Source organism: Vibrio sp. Y29_XK_CS5, from assembly GCF_024181835.1.
Lineage (GTDB): Bacteria > Pseudomonadota > Gammaproteobacteria > Enterobacterales > Vibrionaceae > Vibrio > Vibrio harveyi.
Map to the genome: position 1 here is coordinate 25,684 of NZ_JAMZAM010000001.1, position 17,088 is coordinate 42,771.

A 17,088-nucleotide genomic window follows, 5' to 3' on the forward strand; every position below is an offset into this window, starting at 1 on the left:
CCCTTTGGGTGATGAGAGGCAGGTTTTAAATTGCCAATGGCATTTCGTTTGAGTGGTCGTGCTTGCGATTAACCCAACGTAGACCAAGCATGGCGATGATCGACATTGTCATCATTAGGCAGCCAAGTGGCATTTGGTCTTGCGCTGGGAAGAAGGAAGCCAATAGCGTTGCGATGCCTGCGCCTAGGTTTTGCATACCACCCAAAATGGCACCGCCAGTGCCTGCGTGGTATGGGAATGGTGAAAGTGCGCCGGTAGTTGCCGCTGGGAACAAAATGCCTGCACCCAAGAAGTAAATGGTTGCACCGCCAATCAGAGTCAACGCCGTTGTTAGACCAAACAGACCCGGAATCAATACCACTGCTGAGCCAACTAAGATAGCCACTAGACCAACATTCAAAGCACGGCGTTCAGAACGGCGTTGTGCAATATAGCTCGATAGACCAGCGCCGACTAAGTAACCCGGTATCGGCAAGACAAATAGCAAGCTGACCGTGGTTGCTGGCAAGCCAAGTACACCACCCAACAATACACCTGCTGCTGCTTCAAATACTGCAACGCCTGCAAACGTGGCAACCAATACCAATAAGAAGCCTTGGAAGCGTTTGTCTGATAGTACGAACTTGTAGCTCTTCGCAACAGATTCATGTTTGCGGCGCTCTTTAGGCAAGGTTTCCATCATGCTTGTCATCATGGTGATCACAACGGCAATACCGAATAACGCAAGAAATAGGTAGCTAGATCGCCAGCCGAATGCTTCGGTTAGATAACCGCCCAATACTGGTGCGATCAATGGCGAAAAAATCACACACATACTGATCAAGCTGTTTGCGCGGTGCAGTTCAGCGCCCTCAAAGCAGTCACGAGTCAGTGTACGAGACATAGCTCCGCCACAGCCAATACCCAAACCTTGGATGAAGCTGCCTGCTAGAAACCATTCGAACTCATGAGCAAACAGCGCTACCAAAGTACCAAGAATGTAGATGATCAAACCCGTAATGATGATTGGCTTACGACCAAGGCGATCGGACAGCGTGCCGTATACAAACTGCGATAGACCGTAAGGGATCAGGTAACACGCCATCACAGCTTGAAGTGAAGACGCTGATACCAAGAACTCACCCGCCATATGACCGATAGAAGGCACGTACATCGTTTGAGTCATTTGACCTACGGCAGTCAGAATTGCGATTAAAAAGGTAAGTTTCGCTAATGGAAACGAGGCGGACATTTGCGTATCTCTCCAGAAATTTAAGACGTAAAAAGCCTTAGCGCTCCATATAGGAGAGCCAAATAAACAAAGTAATTAGGGAATCTAGGCGCGAGATATTAGAGCTTGAGTGCGGACTTAGCAATCAAAAAGTGTGAAGTTGAGCAAGATAAAAATCTATGATTTGGATTAGAAAATCTAATCTATTTTTGTTGAGTGTTGAAAACGAAAAAGGGAGCCGAAGCTCCCCTTGAAATACTGCGCTCATTTAGAACAACTTTCGTTATTCGCGACCTGAAGCGTAGGCGTAAAGCAACTCAAGTGCGATAGTCGCGCCAGCCAAGGCCGTTACATCGCTGTGGTCGTAAGGAGGTGAAACTTCCACCACGTCCATACCTACGATGTTCATGCCAGCGAAACCACGGATGATCTTCAGAATTTTATCTGAGTTCAGGCCGCCACAAACTGGTGTACCTGTACCCGGTGCAAACGCCGGATCCAGACAGTCGATGTCAAAAGTGACATACACTGGCTTATCCGCAACCGTGCGACGAATCTCTGCCAGTATCTCTTCTACCGACATGTCGTTTGCTTGCATCGCGTTGATGACATTGAAGCCATGATCTTGTTGGTCATATTCAGTACGAATACCAATTTGAACTGAGTTCTTCGCAGAAATCAGACCTTCTTTTGGCGCATGGTAGAACATAGTTCCGTGGTCGTAAGAACTGCCATTTGCGTAAGTGTCAGTGTGTGCATCGAAGTGAATCAATGCCATTTGACCATGGTGTTTTGCGTAAGCACGTAGGATCGGTAGCGTGATGAAGTGGTCACCACCCAAGCCTAGCATTGTCTTACCGCTCTTTAGAATCTCACTTGTTGCCGCTTCTAGACGGTAAGTGAAATCTTCCGCGTCACCACAATCGAATACAAGGTCACCTGCGTCGATCACTTTCAATTTATCAAATACGTTGAAGTCCCAAGGGAACTTCTTGCCTTCCCAAGCAAGGTTTACTGACGCACGACGGATCGCATCTGGTCCCATACGCGCACCAGGACGACCAGAAGTCGCCATGTCCAGAGGAACCCCTAGCACCACAACGTCTGCGTCTGCCGATACTGGATTTTTGATGTACGGTCGACGTAGAAACGACATAGAGTTGGAGTAAAGCGAATAATCGGTTTTCGTAAACAAATCATTCATATCAGAAGTCCTCTAAATAGGTGTAGCCTGCCAAACCTTGTTCCAGTTCAGCTAGGATTTGTTCTTGTTCACTGGTTTCAACTCGTTCTGAAACCAATTGTTTGTAATTGTCACGAATCGCATCTACGTCGATGTGAACGTAGCGCATCATGTCTTCTACGCTATCACCTTCGTTGATGTAGCTGATCTCGAATTGACCGTCTTCATCAACATTGACTACTGCACTGTGGGTATCACCAAATAGGTTGTGCATGTCACCAAGGATCTCTTGGTATGCGCCTACTAGGAAGAAGCCCATTAGGTACGGTTTGTCGTTGCTCCATGCTGGTACTGGTAGCGTGCTCTCAATGCCTTGACCATCAACATAGTGATCAATCGCGCCATCGGAGTCACAAGTGATGTCCAACATCACCGCACGACGCTCTTCCACATCCCCAAGACCAGAAAGCGGTAAAACAGGGAATACCTGATCAATACCCCATGCGTCTGGTAGGGATTGGAAAAGAGAGAAGTTCACGAAGAACTTGTCCGCAAGACGTTCGCTCAACTCATCCAAAATAGGACGGTGGAAACGGTTCTTGGTACTCATTTGACGACTTAGCTCGAAGTAAATACGCAGAGACAGTTGTTCTGCCCACGCACGTTGATCAAGGTTCAGTACGCCAGTAGCGAATTGCGAGTGAACCTCGGCCAAATCGCTTTGGGTATCATTGTAAATTTCAATTAATGCACGTGCATCGGTACCATCCTGCAGGTTTTCCCAACTACGCCACATGTTTTGTAGCAAGATTGGTGCATCTTCTGCAGGTTCGAATACTTCTTCCGGCTGGTATGTTTCAGTACCAATGACGTTAGAAATCAACACAGCGTGATGAGCGGTTAGAGAACGACCCGATTCAGAGATGATCACTGGCATCGGTTGGTCGTAGTGCTGACAGACATCACCGACCGTATTCACGATGTTACGCGCATATTCTGCAAGACCGTAGTTCATCGAGTTCGAAGATTGGCTGCGTGTGCCGTCGTAGTCTACTGCTAACCCGCCGCCAACATCGAAGTAATCAATGTTTGCACCCATGGCACGTAATTCACAGTAGAAACGTGCGGATTCATTCACACCATTGCGTACGTCACGGATGTTTGCCATCTGTGAGCCAAGGTGAAAGTGAACCAATTGCATGGTATCCAGCTTGTCTTCGTGTTTTAGACGATCAATCACGCTCAATACTTGTGATGCCGATAGACCAAACTTCGATTTCTCACCGCCGCTTGCTTGCCACTTACCTGCACCTTGAGATGCAAGGCGGATACGCAAGCCAAGACGTGGAGTTACACCCAAGCTTTTCGCTTCTTCAAGTACTAGATCAAGCTCAGATAGCTTCTCTAGTACGATAAATACTTTGTGACCTAGCTTTTCACCGATCAGTGCTAGACGCACATATTCACGGTCTTTGTAGCCATTACACACGATCACGGAGCTGCCTTGTTGAGCCAATGCCAGTACCGCCAATAGTTCTGGCTTGCTGCCTGCCTCTAGACCCAGCTGTTTATTTTCTAGCTGCGCTTGGCTCGCTAAGATTTCATCAACCACTTCACGCTGTTGGTTTACTTTAATTGGGTACACCAACAGGTATTTGTTTGGATATTGGTATTCTTCAATTGCTTGGTTGAAAGCTTGGCAAATGCCATGCACGCGTTGGTGCACGATTTGCGGGAAGCGCACTAGCACAGGCAGGTTCAACTGCTTAGCTTCTAGCTCTTTTACAATCGCACTGAAAGGGATTTGGTGTGCACGGTCACTACGAGGAGATACGTAAACCTCGCCTTGGTCATCAATTCCGTAGAAGCCTTGGCTCCAGTAGTGAACGTTGTAGTCCGCGCGGATGCGGTCTAATTTAGTTGCTTTTTCCAACTCGATTCTCACAAAAATGTATTTAAACCCTCGCTGAAATAGGAGGAGGAAATACAAAAAAGCAAATCATGAGGCGCTAACCTCATACCCTGACACGAACTCCGTGTGCGCGCATTAACGGATAAAACCCAATCAGAGTCTAATGATTAAAATTTGTTCTTTCGATTAACAACTGTTGTCGAGTCGCGGTGTAAACATTTATTTAACAGAGTGTCCATTCTGCTGTTATAGTTGGTCTGACCAGTAAGGATTTGGTCGCAGAAAAACAAGAATAAAGACCCAACAAAACAAGGATATGTTTTGCAGCTGCATAGAATTCAGGGATACATCCAAACCATGTATCTCGCCGAGTATCCAGATAAGTTAATGTTGCTTGATGGCGCCAGTCGAGCCGATATTCCACACCTCAAAGATTTTATTGAGCATCAGCTTAATCGTTCGTTCACCGACTTAAAAATGGTGGTGGTCACGCATATGCATCCTGACCATGCGGGGGCTGCGCACAAGTTGCGAGATCTTACGGGGTGCCAGATCTTAGCTGCGAAACGAGACACTCATTGGTATGGCGGCTTTGATGGTTGGTTGATGCATTTGACCGATTTGATTTTGGCGCGTTGGATGGCGAATCGAATGCGTAAACCAAAGCGGAATCTATGGTATTCGCGAAAACTAAGACCAGATATTGAGCTGGTGGATGGTGACGCCGTGCCTGGATTTTCTGATTGGCAAGTATTGGAAACCCCCGGACATACTGATAGAGACTTATCGGTTTTTCATGCTGAGCAGAATGTGCTTTATGTCGCGGATTTAATGGTGCAGGTAAAAAGCCATTTGATTGCGCCGTTTCCTATCTTTCATCCCAACCAATATCGTCGGTCGTTAAAGCGAGTTTTTGAGATGAACCCGAGTTGTTTATTGGCCGCACATGGTGGTGAAGTTGAGTTTGATGAAGATGCTTATCAACACATCATCAACACCGCGCCGGTTAGACCCATTACGCATTGGCGAGTGACGAAGATAAAACTTAAAGGGTTAATGCGCTCTGTACTGAGAAGTAAGAATATGAAAGAGGAGAATGGCGAAAAGGACAGAAGAGCCAGATGAGCGACCACGGAGTTCGCTCATCTGAAGCTACGGGGATTATGGAGCCAATAAGTGAGATTGGCTCGGGTCTACCAGAACTTTGTCTGCCATACCCTGACGACCTAGCAACATCATGTAGGTCATCTTTTCACGGTTAGTCAGCGTGATGTCGATAGGCCACTCTTGGTCGCCCATGCGTAGCATCGTTGTGATCACGCAGCGGTGTTCGAACGTTCCGTTTGATGATTTCACCTTGCGGTTCGCCTTCAGTGGAGCTTTACAGCGAACCACTTGTTCTAAGTGGTAAACATCTGGGTGTAGATCGAATTCTACGTATGACTGACCGTCTTGCTCAGTGCACTCTAGATTATCTACGTGCAGAGAAGAAGTCTGTGCGCCTGTATCAATACGCGCTTCAAGGTGAGTAATCCCTAACTCAGGTAAGCAAATTGCTTCGGCGTTCCCAATGATCATTTTCTGATTCATAGTGTCATCCTAGCGATGAGTGATAAAGAGAGCCTAGTCTATAGGCTCCCACTCAAACAATTATCAGCCTTTACCGCGAGTACGGTTAGCGTTTGGTTTTGCGTTCTTCTCGATGAAGTCGAAGATCATACCTGCAACGTCTTTATCTGTTGCAGTTTCGATACCTTCAAGACCTGGAGAAGAATTCACTTCCATCACAACAGGACCGTTTTTCGATTGAAGAATATCAACACCACATAGGTTTAGACCCATGACTTTCGCTGCGTTGATTGCGGTTGCACGCTCTTCTTTGGTTAGTTTCACTAGCTGAGCAGAACCTCCGCGGTGAAGGTTAGAGCGGAACTCACCTTCTTTTGCTTGACGTTTCATTGCTGCGATAACCTTGTTACCTACAACGAAGCAGCGGATATCCGCACCATTTGCTTCTTCAATGAACTCTTGCACCATGATGTTCGCTTTTAGACCCATGAATGCTTCGATAACGCTTTCTGCCGCTTTCGTTGTTTCAGCAAGTACAACACCGATACCTTGAGTGCCTTCAAGTAGCTTGATAACCAATGGTGCGCCACCAACGTTTTTGATCACGTCTTGAATGTTATCAGGGTGGTGAGCAAAACCAGTACGAGGCAGACCAATACCTTTGCGTGATAGCAACTGCATAGAGCGTAGCTTGTCACGAGAGCGGCTGATTGCTACTGACTCGTTCACACAGAATGTGCCCATCATTTCAAACTGACGTACAACCGCAGTTCCGTAGAAAGTGATAGATGCACCAATGCGAGGAATAACCGCGTCATACTTTGGCAATTCTTCACCCATGTAACGAATCTTAGGGTTGTTACTCGTAATATCCATATAACAGTGCAGAGTATCGATCACATCAACTTGATGTCCGCGCTCTTCACCCGCCTGCTTTAGGCGCATGGTTGAATATAGATTCTCATTACGAGAAAGAATAGCAATACGCATGGCAATTCCTTAGTAAGTCAGTACCAAATTAAAAATATAAATATAGAGTATAGTGAGTGGGTTTAATTGATGTGACAGAATCCACTCGCTTCAACGATTTAGAATTGTGGTTGGACAACCACGTCGTCAGAGGTGCGCACCTTAGGGCGTTTTCTCATGAGATGAAAACGAAAAAATATCGTCGATACGACAAAAATAATTTATCGAACTCTCGCGCCTTGCTGTGTGCGACTGTCAAGGGCGAGAAAAAGAAAATTGAGTCAAAAATTCATCATTTTTCGATGTGAGAAAACTAAAAAAAGCGGCTATTTGACCGCTTTACTTTAGTTGTTTTTATAGTGACTTAAGAAGAGTTCAGCCGTTTGGGTGGCTAGCGCTCTGGACTCTTCCTCTGTTAAAGAAGCACGCATCCCCATTAATTGTGGCCAGAATGCACTGCCTTTAAGTAAGTTATGTAGCTGAATGCTTGCCACATCCACATCTTCGATCTTAAGCGCACCGTTTTGGGCATGTTCGGTGAGCCAACGATGTAACGCGGTTTCTTGTTTTGACATGCGTTCAGCTTGTTCTTTGAGATCTTCCGGCTTAAACAAAAAGTGTCCAAACGCGACTTTTGCTAATTCAATATAGTTAGGTTCCGTCACGACGACGATCTCACTGTAGAGCAATTCAATCAATTGCTGTTTCAGCGGCAGTGTGGGTAAACGTTCAATATCGCTGTCCATCATTGATGAGCGCCAAAGCTCCGTCAGCAACTCGGTCACGATCGCCTCTTTAGAAGGGAAGTGATTATAGACGGTTCGCTTTGATACTTGAGCGATTGAAGACAGCTTATCCATGCTGGTGTTTTGCACCCCAAATTCTTGAAACGCTTGTTTCGCCGCGCAGAGAATCGCTTCTCTTTTGGTCTCGCTACGACTTTTTCTTTTTACATTCATAAGCTTGTTAAGTTAGGAAGATCATTTCTGGATCTATTTTACACTAAGTAGTTTACTTTTGATAATTTGAATGTAAACTGCACCGTGTAGTTTACTTTTGTTCGGGTTTACTTTTTATGAAAAAAACTTTGCTAGCCACAGTAGGAGCGTTCGCGATGGGTACATCAATGATTTCTTGTTCTAATGTTGATACTGAAAAAGCGCCAACATACCCGGACAAATTTGCAAACACCGAGTTGGAATACAAAAGCAGTTTGGGCGATATGTTCGGTATCATGAAAGCTTATTTCACAACTGAGCGTGCGAATCCAACCCCAACAATTGAAATTCCAGTGCATGCGATGACTGCGACACAACTACTAGAAGAACAAGATGACGTCATATACCGTCTTGGTCATTCGAGCGTGTTGATGAAGCTTGATGGTAAGTTGGTGATGACCGATCCTGTCTTTAGTGACCGAGCATCTCCTGTCCAATGGGCAGGACCAAAGCGTTTCCACCAAACACCAATCACTTTGCAAGATTTGCCAAGTATCGATGTCGTGGTGATCAGCCATGACCATTACGACCATCTAGATAAAGCCTCGATTAAAGAGCTTGGTGACAAGGTTGGAACTTTCTTGGTGCCTTTGAAAGTGGGGCAATTACTGGTGAACTGGGGCGTGCCTAAGGAAAGAGTGGTCGAGCTAGATTGGTGGGAGTCACATTCTGTCGACGGTATTGAATATACACTGACTCCGACTCAGCACTTCTCTGGTCGAGGTTTGACAGACCGCGATACGACGCTGTGGGGCAGTTGGGTTATCAACGCACAGCAAAATAAAGTGTTCTTTAGCGGTGATTCAGGTTACTTCAATGGCTTTAAAGAGATTGGTGAAAGGTACGGTCCATTCGATTTCACAATGATTGAAACGGGCGCATACAATGACCTTTGGTCAGATATTCACATGTTCCCGGAGCAGAGTGTCCAGGCACACATTGATGTGCAGGGTAAAGTGATGATGCCAATTCATAACAGTACATTTGATTTGTCAATGCACGATTGGAATGAACCAATGCAACGTGCGTTAGACATCAGTGAAGAACGTGGTGTGACTTTAGTTAGCCCTGAGATTGGGCAACGTTTGGCGCTTGCTGAGCCTCAGCCTGCTAAGGCGTGGTGGCAATAATTGCCGAGCTAAACAGCCAAACAGTTGAATAGTTAAGCCACTTATTAGTAGTTACTTGGTAGTAGTTACGTGGTCAGGGATAAGGATAAAGCTATGATGAAAGCAAAGTGGTCGTTGCTACTTACATTAAGTATTCTGCCTACCTTTGCATTAGCAGAGGTAGAGGAAGATATCTCGACGTTGATAAAACGAGTTGAGCAATCCTCTTGCACCTTTATCCGTAACGGCAAGGCGTATACCAATCGCGAGGCGGCAGAACACATGCGCAACAAATGGGATTATGCTAAAGATGACGTTGATTCTGTGGATGTGTTTATAAAAGAGGTGGCGTCAAAGAGTTGGTTATCTGGCAAGCCATATTGGGTGGATTGCCAAGATAAGCGTATTACTAGTGAAGAATGGCTGACATCATTGATGAACAGCAGTACCGATCACATTCAATAAGACCTGCTTGATGGTTTGGTAGCGCAGTGGCAATGTGCGGCTGCGTTTTCTAACCAAAAATAAATCTTCATATACCGGTTGCTTTAATTCGGCGACATATAACTCTTCTCTTAATGCAAAGCTCTCCACCGCACTGCGCGGTAAAACGGTAAAGCCGAGTCCTTTACTCACTGGCAGTAAGATCTGGCTTAACTGGTTGACGTACCCGGATAACGGCATGTCGCTGACTTTGATCTCTTTTAGTAAGGGTTCGGCACATTGATCGAAAAATAGCGTCATGTAATGTTCAGCATCTGGGTGACCAATCACGCCACAGCTTTTCAGTAACTCCGGTGTGAGCGTTTTTCCTCTGTAGGATTTAGGTAAGATCAAACATAAAGTCTCTCGACCAATTTGTTCGCTTTGGAACACGCTTTTATTTGGTGAGTAGGTTACGATGCCCATATCAATTCGACCCTCAGCAACGCCATTAAGAATAGATTGGTTGGGCGCAGCTTCTAGGTGAATCGATAAGCCTTTATGTTGTTTCTGTTTTTCAAGGAGCGGATCAAACAGCATCAAGGCAAGCGCACCAGAGCATGCGAGTTTGCAGTATCCAGCATGTGGATCATCAAAGCTCAAATCTTCTAGTAGGCTTTTTTCTTTTTCTTCAAGTTCTAGCGCGTAGGCATACACCATGCGCCCTTGCTCCGTAAGTTCAAAGCTTTTGTTCTCGCGCTTAATCAATGGGTGCTGACAAGCTTGCTCCAGCTTTTTAATGTGCTGGCTGACACCGGGTTGAGTCATATAAAGCTTTTCTGCCGTCTGCGTAAAGTGACCGACTTCAACTAGTGTTTTGAATGTGTGTAACCAAACTGGATTCAGCATAGGGCGTCGTTTGCTCGATGTTTATTAAAGAAAGCGTCTATCAGAGAATGAATCTGCTAAAGAAATTGCTGAAATAATAGCATGATGCAAGACCGAACGTAGAGAGGAGCATAAATGACGGGCAAAATAAAACCCCGCCTGGTTTCCCAGACGGGGCTTATTCTTTTTCGCAGCAATCCGGCTACTAATAGGTGCTCCCTGCATCTATCCTTGATTGTGGCTAAGTCCTTTAACCGAGTTCCTTGTTCATCGCCTTCCTAGCGGTGTCCATTCTTGCCTATCATCCTGACGGGCGAACTCTATCCTAGAGCTTAACTACATCCTTGCTGATAACTCATCCTAAGCTACCAAATCTTCATCCTGAAGATACCCAATCCTTTAGGCTTTTTTCCTGTTCCCGCCAACATCCTGTCGACATGTTTAGTATTGTTGTTTTGCTGATTACTCTCAATCAGCTAGGTAAAAAAACTTTGGCAGCGAATATTGCTTAAAAAAGGATAATTAATAATTTTCAATTAGTTAGGTTTATTGGTTGATTTGTTCTTAGTCAAAAATGGTCTTTTTACTTACATCGCTTGTGAGAGATCTCGCACAAGGTGTTGAGCGAATGTACGAATCGGTGTCTTTTTCGTCTTGTTTAAGAGTTTGCTCAAGATCACAACTCGAGTTGTAGCCATAAGATTTAGCGACAGTGTCGGACGAAATTCCCATCTCTTTTACTGCAAATATTGCCCATTCATCACGAGTTTTCTGCATGATCTGACGCAGCTTAGTTTTGAAGTTACTCATAACAGCTCCTTGGTTAGTCTTCTTTTCAACGCAAGGATAAGGAGCGTGACAGAGTTAAGTTGATAGTATACCGCTCAATATCAATACTATTGAGGCGTAGTAAAGAATGTGTCGGTAATACTGATATTATTTGCGCGTATAACAATACTATCTTGTGGAGTGACAAATGGCGCACATCGAAAAAGTACCGCAGAGACCTGGCTTTTCTTGGCGCTATCGTCGTATTGATGAGCCTAAAAAGGAGTATGACTTCCATTTTCATGATGATGTGTACGAGTTGGTCATTCATCGACACTTTTCTGGAACTCTGCACATTGGTCATCACGAGTTGGAAGTGACCCACAATCAAATGTTATTGATTGCGCCGGGTGTTCCTCATTCTATTCATTCCACGTTGGTAGAAAATAACTGTGAAACCCATGTAATTTGGTTTAAGCGTGAGTGGATTGCCAATCTGATGTTTTATTGCACGGAACTGCGCAAACTCGATCCGTTGCTCAAGGCAGCAAATAAAGGAGTAGTGTTCTCTGAGCGAACTGCTCAACAAGTTGTGGGGCTTCTTCATGAGTTGATGAAAGTACCTGCGATGGAGCAACTAGCTCGCTTTATTCATGTACTTTCGTTACTTGCGCATGATGAAGCAGCCAAAACACTGATGACACATTCTTATCTCTCGATGAGCGAACATGAGCAACAAGAAAGAGAGCGTGTTGCTAAGGTGAGCGCGTATCTAGAACAACACTTCGCTCGCAAGATAACACTTGCCGATCTCGCTAATGATTTATCGCTGAGTGAAAGTGCGGTGACTCGTCTGTTTAAAAAGCACTTTAAAGAACCCTTTAGCCAACGCTTGATGAAACTGCGTATTAACCATGCCGCCGACTTGCTGCAATCAACTGAGTTGCCCATTGGCATTGTGTTTGAGCGAGTAGGGTATCGCAATCAAGCTTTGTTTAATCGCCATTTTAAAACCTACAAGGGGCTGACTCCGCGAGACTACCGACAACATTACCAGCAGCGAATCCAACCTTAGCTTGAGCACATGCGTGGTATCGTTATGCGCAGCTGGTATATTAATTGCTAGGCTATTCGAGAATCATTATTAAGATTCAATGACAGATGGAATAGGGAACTTGATTGCCATTAATCTGTCATATTCAGTGGATAGGTTAACCCTTGCCATACGATAAAACACAGTCGAACTGTTCAAAAATTGACTGCAACATGGCGTGTTTTGTCATTATGTTGTGAAATCAATCACGGTTAATTTATTCGTTCCCCGATAGATTGGAGGGGAAAACAACCTTAGACAATAAGCTCATGATGAGCGCTACCTATATAGATGAGGGAGATTGCTATGAAAAAGATGAGAAAAGCACAGTTGCATCGTGTACGTATCCAATACTGGAAAGACACAAAAACTGACGCTAGCAAAAAAGCATAGTTAACCACACTCGTGACACTGAGCTGGCAATGGACGGATAACCTTCCATAAAATGCCAGCTCTAAAATTATCTAAAACTGCCATTATTTCTCGCTCACCATATTTTCCAGATATCTACGTAATCCCAAATACCAAGATACTCCCAAAGACTAACGGTTCCAAGCCATCAAAGCGGTTCGCGCTTCCGGTTCTCAGTACTTCAGAAATTCACGGCTTCTAAACGCAAAAAAGCCAGTCCGAGGACCAGCTTTCTCATTACTTGCTCAACTCTGTTTATTACAGAGTGACTCTGCAATTACAGGTAGTTTGCGTCAACCAGTTCGCCCGCTTTCGCGCTGCTTACTTCTGGGCGAGCTTCTAGCCAAGCGACAACTTGTGCTTTTTGCTCTTCTGTCGCGCTGCCGTAACGCTCAGTTGAACATAGGAAACCTTCAAACAGTTCTAGACCGCCGCCGCCGAAGCACAGATCTAGACCATCAATGTAGTCGATAAACTCATCTACGAATGCATCGTAACGGTCGAAGTCGTTGATGTCTGTTTCACAGCTGATTTCAAAACCTAGGATTGCGAATTCACCTAGGAATAGCTTTTTACGCAGACGACGATTTTTGTTATCGATTTTATCTAGTTTCATGATTATCTCTCGTGGATGATTTGAGTACACCTTATACCCCCAAATCTGGCTTAGCCCAAGCAAAATCGGGAGTACATAGAATAGATGTGTGTTTTATAACATTTTCTAAACACAAAGTTCATAAAGATAGACTAGTTCTGTCACTTTTCTCTTCCAAACTTCCTCTCGCTCAATGACAACGCTCTGAATCCTGCATCTTGAAGTCACTTGGGTATACAAACCTATAATTCAACCTAACACTGGGAAAGCAACACCATGAGTAAGGAAACCTTCGACGCGACGCGTTACAACCAGAGTAATAACAAGCCTTTTGAAGAAGTACTGGAAGCGAGCCTATCTCGACGCAGTATCCTGAAAGGTGGTTTGGGGGTCGGTGCAATGACCGCTTTTGGTGCATTTGGTCTCTCTGGGTGCAACTCCTCTAGCTCGGGCACTTCGGCGGGGAATGGCTCTGGCGTTTCAAGTGCAGTCCTCAATTTTGATTCGATTCCTGGCTCACTGACAGATGCTGTTTCGATTCCGCAAGGTTACGTCGCACAAGTGTTGGTGCCTTGGGGGACGCCTTTAAATGCACAAGGTAATGCTTGGAAAGACGATGGCAGCAACACGAGTGCCGATCAGCTTAATGCGCTTGGTATGCACCATGACGGCATGCATTTCTTCTCACTAAACGACAGTGACACCGATGGATTACTGTGTATTAACCATGAATACATTGATACCTCAGCATTGCACCCAAGTGGTCCTACTGTTGTGGGTGGTGTGCGCACTATCGTCGATGAAGTACGTAAAGAAATTAACGCCCACGGTGTCTCTGTGGTTCGCGTTCAACTTGAAGACAACATGTGGAAACTGGTTGATACCGATCCACTAAACCGCCGTTATACTGGTGCGACAGTGATGGATCTCTCGGGCCCCGTGGCAAATACAGACCTGACTGTTACTCGCTTTTCGCAAGATGGTAGCCAAGCACGTGGCACGTTAAACAACTGCGGTAATGGTTTTACGCCTTGGGGCACTTACCTAACGTGTGAAGAAAACTGGCCGGGCTATTTCGTTAATGCTGGTGTTCGTACTGAAGAACAAGATCGTATTGGTGTTGATGATGAGCGAACTCGTTATCTTTGGGAAACGTTGGCTGGTAATGCTGAAGAGCGTTTGGATGAGTTTACACGATTTAACGTTGAACCAACCGGAGCAAGCGCATTGGACGATTACCGTAACGAAGCGAATGGTCATGGTTACATTGTTGAAATCGACCCATACGCGCAAAACTCGCGTGCGAAGAAGCGTACTGCACTAGGTCGTTTCCGCCATGAAGGCTGTACGTTCGGTAAACTTGAAGAAGGCAAACCTGTGGTGTTTTACTCAGGTCATGATTCTCGCTTCGAGTACTTATACAAATTTGAGTCGGCGGCAGCATGGGACCCAGCAGATGCAAATCCGACAAACCGTTTGGTCACTGGCGATAAGTACATGGATGAAGGCACACTATATGTGGCGCGCTTTAATGAAGACAGTTCTGGTACTTGGTTACCACTGACACTAGACAGCGCGACAGTCTCTGGTGGCACATTGGCAGACAACTTTAACTCGTTGGCTGAAATTATTCTTAACACAGCAGGTGCGGCGGATCTTGTCGGTGCGACGCCAATGGACCGCCCTGAGTGGTGTACTGTTGACCCATTCACAGGCTCGGTTTATCTAACGTTGACGAATAACACCAAACGTACGGATGAGACCAACCCTGCGAACCCACGTTTGAACAACAAGTTTGGTCACGTAATCCGTTGGGATGAAGGGGAAGCGGCGACAGACTTTACTTGGGATATCTTCGTGTTTGGAGCCCCTGCTAACGGCGATGCAGACACTAACCGTTCCAGCCTGACAGAACTGAATCAATTTGCGAGCCCAGATGGATTGGCGTTTGATCCTCGTGGCATCCTGTGGATTCAAACGGATAACGGCGCAGATGAAGTGACGTCTTACACCAATGACCAAATGCTTGCTGTCGTACCTTCAAAACTGACGGATGAAAACGGTACGCAAGAGGTGATTGGTGCAGAAAACCAAGCTGAGCTGAAGCGTTTCTTTGTTGGCCCTAACGGCTGTGAAGTGACGGGCTTTACCATTAGCCCAGATTACAAGTCCTTGTTCGTGAACATTCAGCATCCGGGTAACTGGCCTTATAGCGACAATGCTGCGGAAGAAACACCTGCGGGTATGAAACTGCGCCCACGTGCCGCAACGGTGGTTATTCGCCGTGAAGACGGTGGTGAAATTGGCGTTTAGTCATGTGACTGAATTGAAATCGGGAATAAGAAAAGCCCTGCGTTTGCAGGGCTTTGCTGTTTTATATCTAAATAAACATGCACTTTGTATCTAGGCTTGTATCTAGATAATAAGCTTAGTTTTTCAGTGAGCCGCCCGCAGTGCGAATCACATCTTGATACCAGAAGAAGCTCTTCTTACGTTTACGTTCTAATGTACCTTGACCATCGTTGTGGCGATCAACGTAGATGTAACCGTAACGTTTGCTCATTTCAGCGGTTGAGTTCGCGACCAAATCGATGGGGCCCCAACTGGTGAAGCCCATCAGCTCAACGCCATCCAGAATCGCTTCATGTGCTTGTACAAGATGGTCGTTCAAGTAAGCGATGCGGTAATCATCTTGAATCTCACCGTTTTCATCGATTTCATCACGTGCACCTAATCCGTTTTCTACGACGAACAGTGGCTTTTGGTAGCGATCGTGAAGGAAGTTCAGCAGAACGCGCAGGCCTTTTGGATCGATCAACCAACCCCATTGGCTCTTTTCAAGATATGGGTTTGGTACGCTATCGACGATGTTACCCACTTCTTTCTGTTTTGGATCCGCACTTGCACAGCCACTTGCGTAGTAGCTGAATGAGATGAAATCGACACTTGCTGATGCGATCTCTTCTAAATCGCCTGCTTCCATCTGAATTTCAATGCCATTTTCACGGAAGTAACGCTTCATGTAGCCAGGGTATTGACCACGTGTTTGTACATCACCGAAGAACAACCACTTGTTGTTTTCATGCATTGCAGCAAGCACGTCATCAGGATTACAGGTATATGGGTAATTGATTGCGCCAAGCAGCATGTTACCAATCTTGCCGTTTGGTACGATTTGCTGACACAGTTTTACCGCTTTTGCGTTTGCGACTAGCTGGTGATGAATCGCTTGGTAAATCTCTTGTTCACTGGCGTCTTCTTGCAAACCAACACCAGTAAATGGTGCGTGCAGTGACATGTTGATTTCGTTGAATGTTAACCACAGCTTCACTTTGTCTTTGTAGCGTTCCAGCACGGTGCTAGCATAACGTTCGAAGAATTCGATGACGCGGCGATCACCCCAACCGCCATAATTTTCAACCAGTGCGTAAGGCATTTCGTAGTGAGATAAGGTCACGAAAGGCTGGATGTCGTGCTCGGCAAGTTCATCAAAAATTTTATCATAGAACGCTAAACCTTCTTCGTTAGGTTCCAGCTCGTCACCGTTCGGAAAGATTCGGCTCCATGCCAAAGACAGACGCAGACAGTTAAAGCCCATCTCTTTAAATAGCGCAATGTCTTCTGGGTAGCGATTGTAGAAGTCGATCGCCACGTCTTTGATACCCGGCGTACGTTCTTCACGGGTTTGATGCGGACTCAAAATACCGTTCGGCAGCATGTCTGATGTCGATAACCCTTTACCCCCAAGGTTGTACGACCCTTCTACTTGGTTTGCAGCAATGGCACCGCCCCAAAGAAAATGTTCAGGAAACTTAATCATGTTTCTCACTCTTTATCGTTTTGAAGTGTATGTTTTCTGTGTTCGAGAATAGTGTAGGTCAAGGAGGGATTCTTGTATCGAGATCGTGTTTTTCTCAAACGACGGGGATGGCTAGTTCTAACGGTGGTTTTGTAATCGAT

15 protein-coding genes are annotated in these 17,088 nt (G+C 45.6%); 5 read left to right on the forward strand and 10 right to left on the reverse strand.

Translation table 11 applies throughout. The features are described 5' to 3' along the window. Positions 1 to 25: 25 nt before the first annotated feature. The 3 genes from emrD to speA form a co-directional block, all read right to left on the reverse strand. Entirely contained in the window at positions 26 to 1,231 is a 1,206-nt protein-coding gene (emrD, locus tag NL647_RS00145; protein ID WP_253649441.1) for a multidrug efflux MFS transporter EmrD, read from the reverse strand. 262 nt (positions 1,232 to 1,493) lie between these two features. Beyond that, positions 1,494 to 2,414 (reverse strand): agmatinase, encoded by a 921-nt coding sequence (speB, locus tag NL647_RS00150; RefSeq protein ID WP_005432598.1) that lies wholly within the window; start codon positions 2,412 to 2,414, stop codon positions 1,494 to 1,496. A gap of 1 nt (position 2,415) precedes the next feature. After that, entirely contained in the window at positions 2,416 to 4,326 is a 1,911-nt protein-coding gene (gene speA, locus NL647_RS00155; protein WP_253649442.1) for an arginine decarboxylase, read from the reverse strand. 336 nt (positions 4,327 to 4,662) lie between these two features. Here speA and NL647_RS00160 point away from each other — a divergent pair, with 336 nt between their 5' ends. Beyond that, a complete protein-coding gene (locus tag NL647_RS00160) occupies positions 4,663 to 5,430 on the forward strand; it encodes an MBL fold metallo-hydrolase (RefSeq protein WP_047516367.1) in 768 nt (255 codons plus the stop codon). A gap of 36 nt (positions 5,431 to 5,466) precedes the next feature. On the opposite strand, the gene NL647_RS00165 is transcribed toward NL647_RS00160, so the two are convergent. The 3 genes from NL647_RS00165 to NL647_RS00175 form a co-directional block, all read right to left on the reverse strand. Continuing rightward, positions 5,467 to 5,895, reverse strand: coding sequence for a RimK/LysX family protein (locus tag NL647_RS00165; RefSeq protein WP_005432588.1), 429 nt, complete (start codon positions 5,893 to 5,895; stop codon positions 5,467 to 5,469). 63 nt (positions 5,896 to 5,958) lie between these two features. Continuing rightward, entirely contained in the window at positions 5,959 to 6,864 is a 906-nt protein-coding gene (gene rimK / locus NL647_RS00170) for a 30S ribosomal protein S6--L-glutamate ligase (protein WP_005453290.1), read from the reverse strand. A gap of 323 nt (positions 6,865 to 7,187) precedes the next feature. After that, positions 7,188 to 7,802, reverse strand: coding sequence for a TetR/AcrR family transcriptional regulator (locus NL647_RS00175; protein WP_005453294.1), 615 nt, complete (start codon positions 7,800 to 7,802; stop codon positions 7,188 to 7,190). Between the two features lie 155 nt (positions 7,803 to 7,957). Here NL647_RS00175 and NL647_RS00180 point away from each other — a divergent pair, with 155 nt between their 5' ends. Both NL647_RS00180 and NL647_RS00185 read left to right on the forward strand, forming a co-directional pair. Beyond that, positions 7,958 to 8,971: an MBL fold metallo-hydrolase gene (locus tag NL647_RS00180; protein WP_050939724.1), complete on the forward strand. Its 1,014-nt coding sequence runs from the start codon at positions 7,958 to 7,960 to the stop codon at positions 8,969 to 8,971. A 96-nt stretch (positions 8,972 to 9,067) separates the two neighbouring features. Next, entirely contained in the window at positions 9,068 to 9,415 is a 348-nt protein-coding gene (locus tag NL647_RS00185) for a DUF5329 family protein (protein ID WP_026000151.1), read from the forward strand. On the opposite strand, the gene NL647_RS00190 is transcribed toward NL647_RS00185, so the two are convergent. Beyond that, positions 9,380 to 10,282, reverse strand: coding sequence for a LysR family transcriptional regulator (locus NL647_RS00190; protein WP_009696858.1), 903 nt, complete (start codon positions 10,280 to 10,282; stop codon positions 9,380 to 9,382). The genes NL647_RS00185 and NL647_RS00190 overlap by 36 nt on opposite strands. Positions 10,283 to 10,825: 543 nt before the next feature. Further along, positions 10,826 to 11,071 (reverse strand): hypothetical protein, encoded by a 246-nt coding sequence (locus NL647_RS00195; RefSeq protein ID WP_005453301.1) that lies wholly within the window; start codon positions 11,069 to 11,071, stop codon positions 10,826 to 10,828. Between the two features lie 166 nt (positions 11,072 to 11,237). Between NL647_RS00195 and NL647_RS00200 the strand changes: the two genes are divergently transcribed. Beyond that, the gene (locus NL647_RS00200; RefSeq protein ID WP_009703629.1) at positions 11,238 to 12,104 is read left to right on the forward strand and encodes an AraC family transcriptional regulator; all 867 of its coding nucleotides are present in this window, start codon (positions 11,238 to 11,240) and stop codon (positions 12,102 to 12,104) included. Between the two features lie 706 nt (positions 12,105 to 12,810). On the opposite strand, the gene NL647_RS00205 is transcribed toward NL647_RS00200, so the two are convergent. Beyond that, complete coding sequence (locus tag NL647_RS00205; protein ID WP_005453308.1) at positions 12,811 to 13,149, reverse strand: YggL family protein; 339 nt, start codon at positions 13,147 to 13,149, stop codon at positions 12,811 to 12,813. Positions 13,150 to 13,404: 255 nt separating this feature from the next. On the opposite strand from NL647_RS00205, the gene NL647_RS00210 reads away from it, so the two are divergent. Further along, a complete protein-coding gene (locus NL647_RS00210; protein ID WP_253649443.1) occupies positions 13,405 to 15,441 on the forward strand; it encodes a PhoX family phosphatase in 2,037 nt (678 codons plus the stop codon). A 115-nt stretch (positions 15,442 to 15,556) separates the two neighbouring features. Here NL647_RS00210 and NL647_RS00215 read toward each other — a convergent pair whose 3' ends face one another. Beyond that, positions 15,557 to 16,948: a glycoside hydrolase family 1 protein gene (locus tag NL647_RS00215; protein ID WP_005453312.1), complete on the reverse strand. Its 1,392-nt coding sequence runs from the start codon at positions 16,946 to 16,948 to the stop codon at positions 15,557 to 15,559. Between the last annotated feature and the right edge of the window lie 140 nt (positions 16,949 to 17,088).